The 14,034-nt window shown below is 70.4% G+C and carries 14 protein-coding genes and 2 tRNA genes; 8 read left to right on the forward strand and 8 right to left on the reverse strand.

Annotated elements, in window-relative coordinates:
• Positions 1-173: 173 nt before the first annotated feature.
• The gene (locus JIW86_RS20005; RefSeq protein WP_031141582.1) at positions 174-434 is read left to right on the forward strand and encodes a DUF3073 domain-containing protein; all 261 of its coding nucleotides are present in this window, start codon (positions 174-176) and stop codon (positions 432-434) included.
• Between the two features lie 84 nt (positions 435-518).
• Here JIW86_RS20005 and purM read toward each other — a convergent pair whose 3' ends face one another.
• Positions 519-1,589, reverse strand: coding sequence for a phosphoribosylformylglycinamidine cyclo-ligase (purM, locus tag JIW86_RS20010; protein ID WP_215146312.1), 1,071 nt, complete (start codon positions 1,587-1,589; stop codon positions 519-521).
• Positions 1,590-1,695: 106 nt separating this feature from the next.
• Positions 1,696-3,213 carry an amidophosphoribosyltransferase gene (gene purF, locus JIW86_RS20015; RefSeq protein WP_215146310.1) on the reverse strand — a complete coding sequence of 506 codons (1,518 nt, stop codon included), beginning with the start codon at positions 3,211-3,213 and terminating at the stop codon, positions 1,696-1,698.
• Positions 3,214-3,360: 147 nt separating this feature from the next.
• On the opposite strand from purF, the gene JIW86_RS42195 reads away from it, so the two are divergent.
• A complete protein-coding gene (locus JIW86_RS42195) occupies positions 3,361-3,456 on the forward strand; it encodes a putative leader peptide (RefSeq protein ID WP_324617183.1) in 96 nt (31 codons plus the stop codon).
• A gap of 90 nt (positions 3,457-3,546) precedes the next feature.
• Positions 3,547-4,962: a sulfatase-like hydrolase/transferase gene (locus JIW86_RS20020; RefSeq protein WP_257555231.1), complete on the forward strand. Its 1,416-nt coding sequence runs from the start codon at positions 3,547-3,549 to the stop codon at positions 4,960-4,962.
• A 22-nt stretch (positions 4,963-4,984) separates the two neighbouring features.
• Here JIW86_RS20020 and JIW86_RS20025 read toward each other — a convergent pair whose 3' ends face one another.
• The 6 genes from JIW86_RS20025 to purS form a co-directional block, all read right to left on the reverse strand.
• Positions 4,985-5,779: an META domain-containing protein gene (locus JIW86_RS20025; protein ID WP_257555232.1), complete on the reverse strand. Its 795-nt coding sequence runs from the start codon at positions 5,777-5,779 to the stop codon at positions 4,985-4,987.
• A 36-nt stretch (positions 5,780-5,815) separates the two neighbouring features.
• Positions 5,816-6,607, reverse strand: a complete 792-nt coding sequence (locus JIW86_RS20030) for a maleylpyruvate isomerase family mycothiol-dependent enzyme (protein WP_257555233.1) — start codon at positions 6,605-6,607, stop codon at positions 5,816-5,818.
• Positions 6,608-6,616: 9 nt separating this feature from the next.
• Positions 6,617-7,879, reverse strand: a complete 1,263-nt coding sequence (locus JIW86_RS20035; protein ID WP_257555235.1) for a hypothetical protein — start codon at positions 7,877-7,879, stop codon at positions 6,617-6,619.
• A gap of 114 nt (positions 7,880-7,993) precedes the next feature.
• Positions 7,994-10,243 carry a phosphoribosylformylglycinamidine synthase subunit PurL gene (gene purL, locus JIW86_RS20040; protein ID WP_257555236.1) on the reverse strand — a complete coding sequence of 750 codons (2,250 nt, stop codon included), beginning with the start codon at positions 10,241-10,243 and terminating at the stop codon, positions 7,994-7,996.
• A complete protein-coding gene (purQ, locus tag JIW86_RS20045; protein WP_257555237.1) occupies positions 10,240-10,944 on the reverse strand; it encodes a phosphoribosylformylglycinamidine synthase subunit PurQ in 705 nt (234 codons plus the stop codon). Before purQ ends, purL begins: the two co-directional genes overlap by 4 nt.
• A gap of 2 nt (positions 10,945-10,946) precedes the next feature.
• A complete protein-coding gene (gene purS / locus JIW86_RS20050) occupies positions 10,947-11,192 on the reverse strand; it encodes a phosphoribosylformylglycinamidine synthase subunit PurS (protein ID WP_030009438.1) in 246 nt (81 codons plus the stop codon).
• 326 nt (positions 11,193-11,518) lie between these two features.
• On the opposite strand from purS, the gene JIW86_RS20055 reads away from it, so the two are divergent.
• From JIW86_RS20055 to JIW86_RS20075, 5 genes are all read left to right on the forward strand, one after another.
• Entirely contained in the window at positions 11,519-11,836 is a 318-nt protein-coding gene (locus tag JIW86_RS20055) for a histone-like nucleoid-structuring protein Lsr2 (protein ID WP_215146290.1), read from the forward strand.
• 88 nt (positions 11,837-11,924) lie between these two features.
• Positions 11,925-11,996: transfer RNA gene (locus JIW86_RS20060), tRNA-Gly, on the forward strand.
• 79 nt (positions 11,997-12,075) lie between these two features.
• Positions 12,076-12,151: transfer RNA gene (locus JIW86_RS20065), tRNA-Gly, on the forward strand.
• A gap of 149 nt (positions 12,152-12,300) precedes the next feature.
• On the forward strand, positions 12,301-13,263 hold the full coding sequence (locus tag JIW86_RS20070; protein ID WP_257555241.1) for an ABC transporter ATP-binding protein: 963 nt from the start codon (positions 12,301-12,303) through the stop codon (positions 13,261-13,263).
• Positions 13,260-14,024, forward strand: a complete 765-nt coding sequence (locus JIW86_RS20075) for an ABC transporter permease (RefSeq protein ID WP_257555242.1) — start codon at positions 13,260-13,262, stop codon at positions 14,022-14,024. The genes JIW86_RS20070 and JIW86_RS20075 overlap by 4 nt, the downstream gene beginning before the upstream one ends.
• Positions 14,025-14,034: the final 10 nt, after the last annotated feature.

Consider the following 14,034-nt stretch of genomic DNA (forward strand, 5'->3'; position numbering starts at 1 on the left):
GCGCCTTGTTGGTTCTGCACCGGGGCGCGTCATGCGGGCGGCGTACCGTATGGCCGCGGAAGCAGGTACCGTTAAACCCCTACGGACGGTCTCTCCACGGAGAGCCCGCTCCGAACCATGAACGCGTGTCAGACTCTGGGGCCGTCGAGCCCCGTCACCGAGGGGGTCGAGCCATGGGGCGCGGCCGGGCCAAGGCCAAGCAGACAAAGGTCGCCCGCCAGCTGAAGTACAACAGCGGCGGGACTGACCTCTCGCGTCTGGCCAATGAGCTGGGCGCATCGCCGACAGAGCCGCTGCCTATCAGCGAGCCGGTCGAAGTCGATGACGATCTGGACGACGACGACCCGTACGCCAAGTACGCGGATCTGTACAACAGCGATGACGACGACGAGGACGAGGAGTCCGGTCCGTCGGCACAGCGTCGCGGCGCTTGACGCTTTCTCGAGAGCGTCTGCACAACAGGGTCAAAGACTGAAACCCGGTCCAGGGCATCGCCCCGGGCCGGGTTTCAGTGCTGCTCAGCTCGCGTAGGAACCGGTCAGGGTGGCGCCCTCGGCGTGGTCGCCGCGGTCCAGGATCTCGCCCGCGACCCAGGCGTCGACGCCCCGGTCGGCCAGCGCGGTGAGGGCCACGTCCACCGACTCGCCCGGGACGACCGCCATCATGCCGACGCCCATGTTCAGCGTCTTCTCCAGTTCCAGCTGCTCGACCTGACCGGCCTTGCCGACCAGGTCGAAGATCGCGCCGGGGGTCCAGGTCGAACGGTCGACCGTGGCGTGCAGGTGGTCCGGGATCACCCGCGCCAGGTTGGCCGCGAGGCCGCCGCCCGTGATGTGCGAGTAGGCGTGCACCTCGGCCGTACGGGTGAGGGCGAGGCAGTCGAGCGAGTAGATCTTCGTGGGCTCCAGCAGTTCCTCGCCCAGGGTGCGGCCGAGCTCGGCGACTTCCTGGTCCAGGGACATTCCGGCCCGGTCGAAGAGGACGTGCCGGACCAGCGAGTACCCGTTCGAGTGAAGGCCGGACGAAGCCATCGCGATGACGGCGTCACCCGTACGGATGCGATCCGCACCGAGCAGCCGGTCGTACTCGACGACACCGGTGCCGGCGCCCGCCACGTCGAAGTCGTCAGGGCCGAGCAGACCCGGGTGTTCGGCGGTCTCGCCGCCCACCAGGGCGCAGCCGGCGAGGACGCAGCCCTCGGCGATGCCCTTGACGATGGCCGCGACACGCTCGGGGTGGACCTTGCCGACGCAGATGTAGTCGGTCATGAAGAGCGGCTCGGCGCCGCAGACGACGATGTCGTCCATGACCATCGCGACGAGGTCGTGGCCGATGGTGTCGTACACGCCGAGCTGGCGGGCGATGTCGACCTTGGTGCCGACCCCGTCGGTGGCGGAGGCGAGCAGCGGGCGCTCGTAGCGCTTGAGGGCGGAGGCGTCGAAGAGGCCGGCGAAGCCGCCGAGGCCGCCGAGGACCTCGGGGCGCTGCGTCTTCTTCACCCACTCCTTCATCAGCTCGACGGCGCGGTCTCCCGCTTCGATGTCCACGCCTGCGGCTGCGTAGCTGGCACCGGTGGTCTTCTCTGTCATGACAGGAGAGAGCTTTCGTGTCGTTACTGCGGGTGGTGCTGGGCCCCCGGAGAAGCCTCAAAAGGGAGGGCCCAGCGCAGGTTGAGCCGGCGAAACCGAGGAGCGCCTACGGGCGGCGGAGCGCGTCGGCGGCGTCCGTGCCGCCGGCCAGCTCGGACTCCAGCAGCTGCTTGCCCAGGAGCTGCGGGTCGGGCAGCTCCATGGGGTACTCGCCGTCGAAGCAGGCACGGCAGAGGTTGGGCTTCTGGATGGTGGTCGCCTCGACCATCGCGTCGAGCGAGATGTACGAGAGCGAGTCCGCGCCCAGCGACGTGGCGATCTCGTCGACCGTCATGCCGTTGGCGATCAGCTCGGCCCGGGTGGCGAAGTCGATGCCGAAGAAGCACGGCCACTTCACCGGCGGCGAGGAGATCCGGATGTGGACCTCCGCCGCGCCGGCCTCGCGGAGCATCTTGACCAGGGCGCGCTGGGTGTTGCCGCGGACGATCGAGTCGTCGACGACCACCAGGCGCTTGCCCCGGATGACTTCCTTGAGGGGGTTGAGCTTCAGGCGGATGCCGAGCTGGCGGATCGTCTGCGAGGGCTGGATGAAGGTCCGGCCGACGTAGGCGTTCTTGACCAGGCCGGAGCCGTACGGGATCCCGCTGGCCTCGGCGTATCCGACGGCGGCGGGCGTGCCCGACTCCGGCGTCGGTATCACCAGATCGGCGTCGACCGGGGCTTCCTTGGCCAGGCGCCGGCCCATCTCGACACGCGAGAGGTAGACGTTCCGGCCGGCGATGTCGGTGTCCGGGCGCGCCAGGTAGACGTACTCGAAGACACAGCCCTTGGGCTTCGCTTCCGCGAATCGGGAGGTCCGCAGGCCGTTCTCGTCGATCGCGATGAGCTCGCCCGGCTCGACCTCGCGGACGAAGCTGGCCCCGCAGATGTCGAGGGCGGCGGTCTCACTCGCGACCACCCAGCCGCGCTCCAGGCGGCCGAGGACCAGCGGGCGGATGCCCTGCGGGTCACGGGCGGTGTAGAGGGTCCCCTCGTCCATGAAGACGAGCGAGAAGGCGCCCTTCACCTTCGGGAGGACCTTGGTGGCCGACTCCTCGATGGTCAGGGGCTTGCCGTCCTCGTCGGTCTGGCCCGCCAGGAGGGCGGTGACCAGGTCCGTGTCGTTGGTGGCCGCCACCTGGGTGGCGCGGCCGTCCTGACGGGGGAGGTCGGCGACCATCTCGGCAAGCTCGGCGGTGTTCACCAAGTTGCCGTTGTGACCCAGGGCAATGGAGCCGTGGGCGGTCGCACGGAAGGTGGGCTGGGCGTTCTCCCAGACGGAGGCTCCAGTGGTCGAGTAGCGGGCGTGACCGACCGCGATATGACCCTGGAGCGAGCCGAGAGAGGTTTCGTCGAAGACTTGGGAAACGAGGCCCATGTCCTTGAAGACGAGGATCTGGGAACCGTTGCTCACAGCGATTCCCGCGGACTCTTGTCCGCGGTGCTGCAGTGCATACAGTCCGAAGTAGGTGAGCTTGGCGACCTCTTCACCCGGAGCCCAGACACCGAAGACGCCGCAAGCGTCCTGGGGGCCCTTTTCTCCGGGGAGCAGGTCGTGGTTGAGTCGTCCATCACCACGAGGCACAGCTCAAGTGTAGGCGAGGTCGACCACTGGTCCGAATTCGGGAGCCCCGGGAAATGTCACAGCACAGAGGGTGACCGGGCCGCTGCGTCTCGGTATCCGGATTCCTTTGTTGACAGCCGTATGGGCATTCGTACAGGCTCTCGCCTCATGCAGCCTCTCGGTGACCGCACCGTCACCCTCGTCGAGCGCCGGCACGTGGACCTGGTCCGTGTCGCGAGCGCCATCTGTCGCTGTTCTGCGTAGTCACACGCCGCTTTTCCTTTCCCCTTTTCTCCTGCCTCCGCCCCGGCATGCCCTGCGCTGCCGGGCGCCAGGCCGTGCCTTGGAGTACCTGTGACCTCGTACGAACCCCATCTGTCCCGGCGTGCCTTCGGCGGGGCGGTCGGCGTGAGCGCCGCCGCGGCGGCCGTCGGAGTCGGCGCTGCCGCCCCCGCCCAGGCCGCCGAGGCCGCGCAGGAGCGGGAGTTCCGCGCCGCGCGCGGGCGGCAGTCCCGGCGTCCCAACATCCTGTTCATCCTGGGCGACGACCTGGGCTGGGCGGACCTGTCCTCATACGGCTCCACGCACATCAAGACCCCCAACCTGGACCGACTGGCCCGCCAGGGCGTCCGGTTCACCGACGCGTACTCGGGCTCCGCGACCTGCTCTCCGACCCGGTTCAGCCTGTACACGGGCCGCTACCCGGCCCGCACCAAGGGCGGGCTGGCCGAGCCGATCGCCGACAAGTCGGCGGGCCTGGAGCCCACCCACCCCACGCTGGCCTCGCTGCTGAAGGAGTCCGGCTACTCCACCGCGCTGATCGGCAAGTGGCACGCGGGCTACCTGCCGGACTACAGCCCGACGAAGTCCGGCTGGGAGGAGTTCTTCGGCAACTTCGGCGGGGCGCTGGAGTACTACTCCAAGCTGGGCCTGGGCGGCGAGTACGACCTCTACGAGGGCGACGCCACCTACCGGGACCTGCGCTACTACACCCGGATCATCACCGAGCGGGCCAGCGAGTACGTCTCGCGCGACCACCACGGCAAGCCGTGGCTGCTGAACCTGAACTTCACCACCCCGCACTGGCCTTGGATCGCCGAGGGGGACACGGAGGAGAGCGCCGAGATCGTCCGCCGGATCAAGGCGGGCGACGCACGGGCGCTGTGGCACCAGGACGGCGGCTCGGTCGAGAAGTACCGGCAGATGGTGGAGGACCTGGACCGGTCGGTCGGCGAGGTGCTGAAGGCGCTGAAGCGCTCCGGGCAGGAGGACAACACCCTGGTCGTGTTCTCCAGCGACAACGGCGGCGAGCGCTTCTCGTACAACTGGCCGCTGTCGGGCAACAAGGCCTCGCTCCAGGAGGGCGGGATCCGGGTGCCGAACATCGTGCGCTGGCCCGCGCGGCTGGACGGCGGGCAGGTCAGCCGCGTCCCGGTGTTCAGCCCGGACTGGACGGCCACGCTGCTGGAGGTGGCCGGGACGCGGCCGCACCCGGCGTACCCGCTGGACGGGGTGAGCCTGGCCGGGTACCTGCTGCGCGGCGAGGAGGTCGCCGGGCGGGACCTGTTCTGGCGGGTCCGCGGGGAGCGGGCCCTGCGGCGCGGCGACTGGAAGTACTACCGCGGCAAGGCGGGCCGGGACCAGCTGTTCAACCTGGCCGGGGACGTCCGCGAGCAGGCCGACAAGGCCGCGCTGGAACCGGCCCGGCTGGCGGAGCTGCGGTCGGCCTGGGAGTCCGTGAACGCGGAACTGCTGCCCTACCCGGCCTGACGCACCCGGGTCCGGGCCGCGCTCATTCGGCCGCCGTGGCCCCCTTGGCGGTGAGGCCCTTGCCGTCGGGCGCGGTGAGGGTCAGGTTCTGACCCTGGATCTTCCAGGTGAGCGGGCCGCTGCCGAACAGGGCGGTCAGCGTCCGCTCCACCTCACCGGCCGGGCCCTCGCAGGCCATCCGGGTCGTGGTGAGCGGCCCGAAGGTGACCGTGGGACCGTCGACGGTGGCCTTGGCGCTGAACCGGTTGCAGCCGAGGCTGCCGCTCGCCGTGCCGTCGGTGGTGAGGGTGAACCTGGCCTTGCCGGCCGCCTCGGCGGGGACGGAGGACACGGTCGCACCGTCGACCAGCGAGTCGACGGTCCACTCCGTCGCGGCGAGCGGCGCGTCCGGGGCCGGGGGCTGGGAGGTCAAGGCGATCGTGCTCCCGTCGGCGGTCTTCAGCGTGAGCCGGTCGGGGCCCCGGTCGATGGTCAGCCGGCCCTTGAAGAGCTGGGCGAACGCGGTCTCGAACTCCTGGTTCTCGCAGGCCATGTTGGTCGTCGCGCCCGGGGTCACGGTCAGGGCGGAGGAGCCTTCGGGGACGACCTTCGCCGTGAAGCCGTTGCAGCCGTAGTTGCCGGTGGCGTCGTCCTGCTTGAGGTCGACGCGGGCGGCCGCGGGTGCGTGCAGGGTGCGGCCGCCGGTGGTGAGGGACTCCACGGACCAGGAGCCGACGGGGTCGGGGAGCGGGCTGCTCCCGGCGTCTTCGGACTGACCGCACGCGGCGAGCGCGAGGAGGAGGGCCAGGCCGGTCGGAAGGTGCCTGAGGGTACGCATGACGATGGGACGGAGCGGGCGGCCGGGCGGTTCCGCTCAGCTCATCAGGGGGAGCAGCGCCGACAGGTCGGCCCGCTCTCCGCTGGCCCTGACCTGCGCCTCGTCGAGGGCCGCGGCCCAGTGCGTACGGCCCGTCGCGAGCCGGATCCAGGTCAGCGGGTCGGTCTCCACCACGTTGGGCGGGGTACCGCGGGTGTGGCGGGGGCCCTCGATGCACTGGACCACCGCGAAGGGCGGGATCCGTACCTCGACCGAACCGCCCGGCGCCTTGAGGGCGAGGGCGTCGGCGAGCAGCCGGGTGCAGGCGGCCAGTGCCTGGCGCTCGATGGGGATGTCCGTTCCGGCGGCCCGGTTCAGGTCGTCGGTGTGGACCACCAGCTCCACGGTCCGGGTGACCATGAAGTCGGCCAGGGTCATGTCGCCGATCCACAGGTCCAGCACGCGTGCGCCGGTGTTGGCCTCCAGCGCCTCGGCCATGCGGGTGGCCGCACGCTCGTACAGCTCGGGGAGCGGGGCCCCGGCGAGGGTCTCGCGGGCGGCCTCGGAGATCTTCCCGGCGAGGGAGGCGGTGGCGGAGGGCCACTCGACGGCGGTCAGCTCGACGACGGCGGCGGGCGGCCGGGCGAGGCCGGCGGCCAGCGAGTCCGCGATCCACGCGATGTGCGCGGCGAGTTCGCCGACGGTCCACTCCCCGAGCCCGCTGGGCCGCGCCAGCTGCTCGGGCGTCAACTCGCGCACGGCGTCGGCGACATGCCCGAACTGCGCGGTGACGGCCGCGCGGATCCTGACGGGGTCGAAGGCACGCGGCTTCTTCTTGGCGGGCGGCATGACCCGACCCTACTCGGGCCCGGGCAGCACGAGCCCGGTGCAGCCGCGGCGCTGGGCGGTGTCGGTGGCGTAGGCCTTGAACAACTCGTCCAAGCGCGGGCCGAGGACGGACCGGTAGTCGTACGGGACGGTCATCGTCAGGGTGGCCGGCCGCTCCTGGCAGGTCATCGAGCCGTAGAGCACGTCGCCGAGGCGGCCCGCCTTGCCGGGGATCACCGGGTCCGGGCTGCGCCTGCCGGGGGCGGCGACCGCTGCCGCGTCGTCGCCGAAGTACGACCGGGTCCGGACCCACCACGGTGCGACCCGCAGGACCGCGTCCAGGTTCACGTGGGCGCGCTCCTCCTCGCTCAGCGTGGGGAAGAGGCGCTTGGTCGCCTCGCGTCCCACCGCGAGCAGGCAGCCCTCCTCGCGGGCGGCTCCTCCGAGGGGTACGCCGGCGGCCCTGTCGGGCAGCCTGACCCGGTCCGCCGTACGCAGGTGGGCGGCGTACCAGCCGCAGCTGTCCGACCGGTCACCCACCGGGCCGAGATCGGCAACGGGTGCGGGCAGCTGCTCCGGGAGTTCGGGCAGCTGCGTCCGGCAGCCGAACTTCGCGGCGGCGCCCTCCGCGGCGTGCCGGGCGAGACGGGCCAGGACCGGGCGGTCACCGGCCTCGTGCCGGGTGCTCGGGGAGGTGGCGGTCACGATCAGGGTGGTCGTACCGGCCTTGGCCGGCTGCTCGCACCGGGCCACGACGGTGACGTCGTCGGGACCGTAGTCGCCGAGCCGGCCGTCCCCGAGCGGCATCCGGTCGGGCAGCCTGGTCCGAGCGGTCATATCGCCCTGCGAGCCGGGGCGCATGGTGGCGAAGGGGTCCCCGGAATCGTCGGCGGTGTGCAGGGCTCGCGCCTGGGGCAGCCCCTTCAGGGCGAGGGTGAACTGGCTGAGCCGCACGTCCCGGCCCTTTCGGTCCTCCAGGCGGCTCAGCACACAGTTGTCGGGAATCGTGTCGAAGTCGATGGTCCTCGGCTCCTCGCCGCCGAGGACCACCCGGTCGGTGCCGCCGTCCAGGCTCATGACCGTCTCGGCGTCCACCAGCCCGGCGCACGCCTGGGTTATCAGCGCGCGGCTCGCCTTGCGGTCCTGGTGGGTCTCGTACGAGTCGTACAGCGCCCAGCCGCCGAAGACCACGCCGCCCACACCCGCGATGCACAGCAGCAAATTGACCGCATTGCGCCATCGGCCCCGATCCGGCAGCACCCCGCCGCTGGACGGCTCCAGTGGTTCGAACATCCCGACCCCCGCTCTTGCAACTGCGACGACGCGGCTGACCGTACCAACCACCGACGACAACGCAGAGGCCCCGCCCACAGGGTGGGCGGGGCCTCGTACAGCCGAGGGCGGGGATCAGGCCAGCAGGGCCGGGATCGTGGCCTCGTGGGCCTCGCGGAGTTCGGTCAGGGGGAGGGTGAACTCGCCCTGGATCTCGATCCCCTCGCCGTCCACCACGCCGATGCGGGCGACCGGGAGGCCCCGCGCGCCGCACATGTCGGTGAAGCGGAGCTCCTCGCTGCGCGGGACGGACACGATGGCCCGGCCCGCGGACTCGGAGAACAGGAAGGTGAAGGCGTCCAGGTCCTCCGGGACCACGATCCGCGCGCCGTTGCCGCCGCGCAGGCAGGACTCGGTGAGCGCCTGGATCACGCCGCCGTCGGACAGGTCGTGCGCGGCGTCGATCATGCCGTCGCGCGATGCGGAGATGAGGATCTCGCCGAGCAGCTTCTCGCGGCCCAGGTCCACCTTCGGCGGCATGCCGCCCAGGTGGTCGTGGACGACCTGGGACCAGGCCGAGCCGCCGAACTCCTCGGCCGTGTCGCCCAGCAGGTACAGCAGCTGGCCGGCCTCCTTGAAGGCCATCGGCGTACGGCGGTTGACGTCGTCGATCACACCGAGGACCGCCACGACCGGGGTCGGGTGGATCGCGATGTCGCCCGTCTGGTTGTAGAGGGAGACGTTGCCGCCGGTCACCGGGGTGCCCAGCTCCAGGCAGCCGTCCGCCAGACCGCGGCAGGCCTCGGCGAACTGCCACATGACGTCCGGGTCCTCGGGGGAACCGAAGTTCAGGCAGTCGGAGATGGCGAGCGGCTTGGCGCCGGTCGCCGCCACGTTGCGGTACGACTCCGCCAGCGCCAGCTGCGCGCCCGTGTACGGGTCGAGCTTGGCGAAGCGGCCGTTGCCGTCGGTGGCCATGGCCACGCCGAGGTTCGACTCGGCGTCGATGCGGACCATGCCCGCGTCCTCGGGCTGCGACAGGACGGTGTTGCCCTGCACGAAGCGGTCGTACTGGTCGGTCACCCAGGACTTCGACGCCTGGTTCGGGGAGGAGACCAGGGCCAGGACCTGCGCGCGGAGCTCTTCCGAGGTCTGCGGGCGGGGCAGCTTGCCCGCGTCGTCCGCCTGGAGCGCGTCCTGCCAGGAGGGGCGCGCGTACGGGCGGTGGTAGACGGGGCCCTCGTGGGCGACGGTGCCCGGGGGCACGTCCACGATCTGCTCGCCGTGCCAGAAGATCTCGAGGCGCTCGCCGTCGGTCACCTCACCGATGACGGTGGCGATGACGTCCCACTTCTCGCAGATCTCCATGAAGCGGTCGACGTACTGCGGCTCCACGATCGCGCACATGCGCTCCTGCGACTCGCTCATGAGGATTTCCTCGGGCGAGAGCGTCGCGTCGCGCAGCGGGACGGTGTCCAGCTCGACCCGCATGCCGCCGGAACCGGCGGAGGCCAGCTCGCTGGTGGCGCAGGAGAGCCCGGCGCCGCCGAGGTCCTGGATGCCGGCGACCAGCTTCTCCTTGAAGATCTCCAGGGTGCACTCGATGAGGAGCTTCTCCTGGAAGGGGTCGCCGACCTGGACCGCGGGGCGCTTGGTGGGCTTGGTGTCGTCGAAGGTCTCGGACGCGAGGACCGAGACGCCGCCGATGCCGTCGCCGCCCGTGCGGGCGCCGTAGAGGATGACCTTGTTGCCGGGGCCGGAGGCCTTGGCGAGGTGGATGTCCTCGTGCTTCATCACGCCGATGCAGCCGGCGTTGACGAGCGGGTTGCCCTGGTAGCAGGCGTCGAAGACGACCTCGCCGCCGATGTTGGGCAGGCCCAGGCAGTTGCCGTAGCCGCCGATGCCCGCGACGACGCCCGGCAGGACGCGCTTGGTGTCGGGGTGGTCGGCCGCGCCGAAGCGCAGCGGGTCGACGACGGCGATCGGGCGGGCGCCCATGGCGAGGATGTCGCGGACGATGCCGCCGATGCCGGTGGCCGCGCCCTGGTAGGGCTCGATGTACGAGGGGTGGTTGTGCGACTCGACCTTGAAGGTGACCGCGTAGCCCTGGCCGACGTCGACGACACCGGCGTTCTCGCCGATGCCGACGAGCATGGCGTCGTTCTGCGGGACCTTCTCGCCGAACTGCTTCAGGTGGACCTTGCTGCTCTTGTACGAGCAGTGCTCGGACCACATGACCGAGTACATGGCGAGCTCGGCGCCCGTGGGGCGGCGGCCGAGGATCTCCCGGATGCGGGCGTACTCGTCCTCCTTGAGGCCGAGCTCCTTCCAGGGCTGCGCCGCGTCCGGGGTCTCGGTGGCGTTCTTGACCGTGTCGAGGCTCATGCGTTGACCAGCTTCTTCAGGACCGAGGTGAAGAACGGGAGGCCGTCGGTGCGGCCCGTCCCGATCAGCGGCTCGACCGCGTGCTCCGGGTGCGGCATGAGGCCGACGACGTTGCCCGCGGCGTTGGTGATGCCGGCGATGTCGCGCAGCGAGCCGTTCGGGTTACCGAATCCATCAGCGGCTTCGCCGCGGACCAGGTACCGGAAGGCCACGCGGCCTTCGGCCTCCAGCTCGTCGAGCGTGCGCTCGTCGGCGGTGTAGCGGCCGTCCATGTTCTTGAGCGGTACGGAGATCTCCTGGCCGGCGGTGTAGTCGCCGGTCCACGCGGTCTCCGCGTTCTCCACCCGCAGCTTCTGGTCGCGGCAGATGAAGTGCAGGTGGTTGTTGCGGAGCATCGCCCCCGGCAGCAGGTGGGCCTCGGTGAGGACCTGGAAGCCGTTGCAGATGCCGAGGACGGGCATGCCGCCCTTGGCCTGCTCGATGATGGTGTCCATCACCGGCGAGAACCGGGAGATGGCTCCGGCGCGCAGGTAGTCCCCGTAGGAGAAGCCGCCCGCGAGGACGACCGCGTCGACCTGGTGCAGGTCCTTGTCGCGGTGCCAGAGCGAAACCGGCTCGGCCCCCGCGAGGCGGATGGCGCGCAGCGAGTCACGGTCGTCGAGCGTTCCGGGGAACGTGACGACTCCGATGCGAGTGGTCACCCTCAGGCCTCGACCTTCACGGTGAAGTCTTCGATGACGGTGTTGGCGAGGAAGGTTTCGGCCATCTTGTGGATGCGGTCGAGGGCGGCCTGGTCGACCGGTCCCTCCACCTCGAGCTCGAAACGCTTCCCCTGGCGGACGTCCGCGATTCCCTCGAAGCCCAGGCGCGGCAGTGCACGCTGCACCGCCTGGCCCTGGGGGTCGAGGATCTCCGGCTTGAGCATGACGTCGACTACGACGCGTGCCATCGGGCACTCCCGTGTGTGGTTGGTGCGAAGGCGGTTCCCTCAGCGTACCCGGCCGAAATTTCTACGCGGGTAGATATGCGGGAGCCGTGATCACCGAGCCGTTTCGGCTTCACCAACGCTTCGCAAAATCCGACAGAAAACCACGCGTCCGGCATTGCGGCGGGACACGCGGAGAGAATTAACTGGGCTTCGCAATGCAATGGGAATCGGGGTACAAAGGAATCACCTGAGATTCCGCCTCAAAGTTGCATTGCCCCGAAACATCCACACAGTCGACATCGCCCCACGTCAACAGGTGGCGACGTCGCACGAAGGGACCGATATCCGTGGCGCAGCGCGTAGTAGTCACGCTCTCCGACGACATCGATGGCGGAGAAGCGACGGAAACGGTCGTGTTCGCTCTGGATGGTAAGTCGTACGAGATCGACCTCAATGTGACCAACGCAAAGAAACTGCGGAAGGGCCTCGAGCCCTTCGTAGCCGCCGGCCGCCGCCAGTCGCGTTCGGGGAAGGCCTTCAAGCACACGTCCATCGCACCGGACCCGGCGGTCGTCCGGGCCTGGGCCCGGTCCAACCAGTTCGAGGTGCCGCCCCGCGGCCGCATCCCCAAGAAGATCTACGAGGCCTACAACGCGGCCCACTGAGGGCCGATTTGCCATCCACCCCCCTCCGTCGGCTAGTGTGTGGATCACGCCAAGGGGCCAGACCGCAGGTCAAAGCCCCGAAGGTCGTGCGGGTGTAGTTCAGTAGCAGAACATCCTCCTTCCAGGAGGAAGGCGCAGTGTGCGATCCCTGTCACCCGCTCTGCATCGGTTTACCGACCACCACCGTGGATCAGGTAGAGTGATGCTCGCATTGCTCACGCAGTGCACGCAGTAAACCTGCGGACGTAGCTCAGTTGGTAGAGCACCACCTTGCCAAGGTGGATGTCGCGCGTTCGAGTCGCGTCGTCCGCTCCATATGAAGAAGGCCCCGGTCATTACGACCGGGGCCTTCTTCGTGTTTCCCTTCCACTGCCCCCGCTGCTCCCCTATGCCCTGACAAATGTCATCGCGGATCATGACAGCGCGCACTGCCCGGTCCGTCCGGGCGGCGCGAGGCTGGGTTCATGACTGACACCGTGATCGACGTCGAGGGGCTCCGCCGCGGCTACGCCGGCGGCTTCGAAGCCGTACGGGGCGTCTCCTTCTCCGTGGCCCGCGGCGAGGTATTCGCCCTGCTCGGCACCAACGGGGCGGGCAAGACCTCCACCGTCGAGCTGCTGGAGGGACTGGCCGCGCCGAGCGGCGGACACGTCCGCGTCTTCGGCCTCGACCCGTACGCACGGCGGGCAGAGGTCCGCCCGCGGACCGGGGTCATGCTCCAGGAGGGCGGTTTCCCCTCGGACCTCTCGGTCGCCGAGACCGTCCGGATGTGGGGCGGGGTCACCACCGGCGCCCGGCCGGCGGCGGAGGTGCTGGAGCTGGTGGGCCTGGGCGCGCGTGCCTCCGTACGGGTCAAGCAGCTGTCCGGCGGTGAGCGGCGGCGCCTCGACCTGGCGCTGGCCCTGCTGGGGCGGCCCGAGGTGCTGTTCCTGGACGAGCCGACCACCGGAATGGATCCCGAAGGACGCCGGAACACCTGGGCGTTGGTACGGGAACTGCGGGACCGGGGGACCACGGTGGTGCTCACCACGCACTACCTGGAGGAGGCCGAGGAGCTCGCCGACCGGCTGGCGATCCTGCACGAGGGGGAAATCGTGCTGTCCGGCACCCCGGCCGAGGTGACCGCCACCCGGCCCGCCCGGATCCGCTTCACGCTGCCGGCCCAGGTGCCCGCGGCCCGGCTCCCGCTGTCGCTGCACGCGGCGGCGTACGGGCAGCGCGTGGAGATCCGTACCGGCCGGCTCCAGGAGTCCCTGACCGAACTGCTGCGCTGGGCCCACGACTCCGGGGTGGAACTGGACCGGCTCGACGCCCGGTCCGGCTCCCTGGAGGAGGCCTTCCTGGAGATCGCGCAGGGCCGCCGCACCGACGACGACATGGCCGACCCGGCCGGCACGGACGACGCACTGGCAGGAGCAGCCCGATGAACGCCCTGACCCTGAACCCCGGCCGGCTCACCGCGCTCGGCCGCAGCGAGCTCACCCTGCTCGTGCGCAACCGGGCGGCCCTGAGCGTGGCCCTGCTGATGCCGCTGCTGATGGTCTTCGTCCTGCGCTCCACCCTGGGCGGGGCTCAGGGCGCGGCAGCCGTCGGCGAAGCCACGCTGACCGGCGGGATCGGCATGGTGCTGCTCCTCGTCGTGTACATGAACCTGGTCTCCGCGTACGTGGCCCGGCGCGAGGAGCTCGTGCTCAAGCGGCTGCGTACCGGCGAGGCCAACGACCTGGAGATCCTGGCCGGGACCGCGCTGCCGTCCGCCGCCCTCGCGATCGGCCAGATCGCCGTCCTCGCGGTCGCCGGGGCGGCCGCCCTGGACGTGCGGACGCCGCGGAATCCGTTGCTGCTCGTCGCCGGTGTCCTCGCCGGGATCGTGCTGCTGACCGGGATGTCCGCGCTGACCAGCACTGTCACCCGCAACGTGGAGAGCGCCGGCCTCACCACGCTGCCGCTGTTCCTGCTGAGCGCGCTCGGCTCGGGGATGTTCGTACCGCTGGACCGGCTGCCGCAGTTGCTGGCCTCCGTGTGCGAACTGCTGCCGCTCAGCGGGGTGATGGCCCTGGTGCGGGCCGGGTGGAGCGGTGGCGCCCAGGCCCATGACCTGCTGGGGGCCGCGCTCAACACGCTGGCCTGGGTCATGATCACCGTGTTTGCTGTGCAGAAGTGGTTCCGCTGGGAACCGCGCCGCTAGAGGAGTCGGG

It is taken from the genome of Streptomyces sp. NBC_00162, assembly GCF_024611995.1.
Classification (GTDB): Bacteria; Actinomycetota; Actinomycetes; order Streptomycetales; family Streptomycetaceae; genus Streptomyces.

Coding starts and splice junctions, on each gene's coding strand:
- JIW86_RS20005 (WP_031141582.1), top strand. CDS start 174: ATGGGGCGCGGCCGGGCCAAGGCCAAGCAGACAAAGGTCGCCCGCCAG.
- purM (WP_215146312.1), bottom strand. CDS start 1,589: ATGACAGAGAAGACCACCGGTGCCAGCTACGCAGCCGCAGGCGTGGAC.
- JIW86_RS42195 (WP_324617183.1), top strand. CDS start 3,361: ATGCAGCCTCTCGGTGACCGCACCGTCACCCTCGTCGAGCGCCGGCAC.
- JIW86_RS20025 (WP_257555232.1), bottom strand. CDS start 5,779: ATGCGTACCCTCAGGCACCTTCCGACCGGCCTGGCCCTCCTCCTCGCG.
- JIW86_RS20030 (WP_257555233.1), bottom strand. CDS start 6,607: ATGCCGCCCGCCAAGAAGAAGCCGCGTGCCTTCGACCCCGTCAGGATC.
- JIW86_RS20035 (WP_257555235.1), bottom strand. CDS start 7,879: ATGTTCGAACCACTGGAGCCGTCCAGCGGCGGGGTGCTGCCGGATCGG.
- purL (WP_257555236.1), bottom strand. CDS start 10,243: ATGAGCCTCGACACGGTCAAGAACGCCACCGAGACCCCGGACGCGGCG.
- purS (WP_030009438.1), bottom strand. CDS start 11,192: ATGGCACGCGTCGTAGTCGACGTCATGCTCAAGCCGGAGATCCTCGAC.
- JIW86_RS20070 (WP_257555241.1), top strand. CDS start 12,301: ATGACTGACACCGTGATCGACGTCGAGGGGCTCCGCCGCGGCTACGCC.
- JIW86_RS20075 (WP_257555242.1), top strand. CDS start 13,260: ATGAACGCCCTGACCCTGAACCCCGGCCGGCTCACCGCGCTCGGCCGC.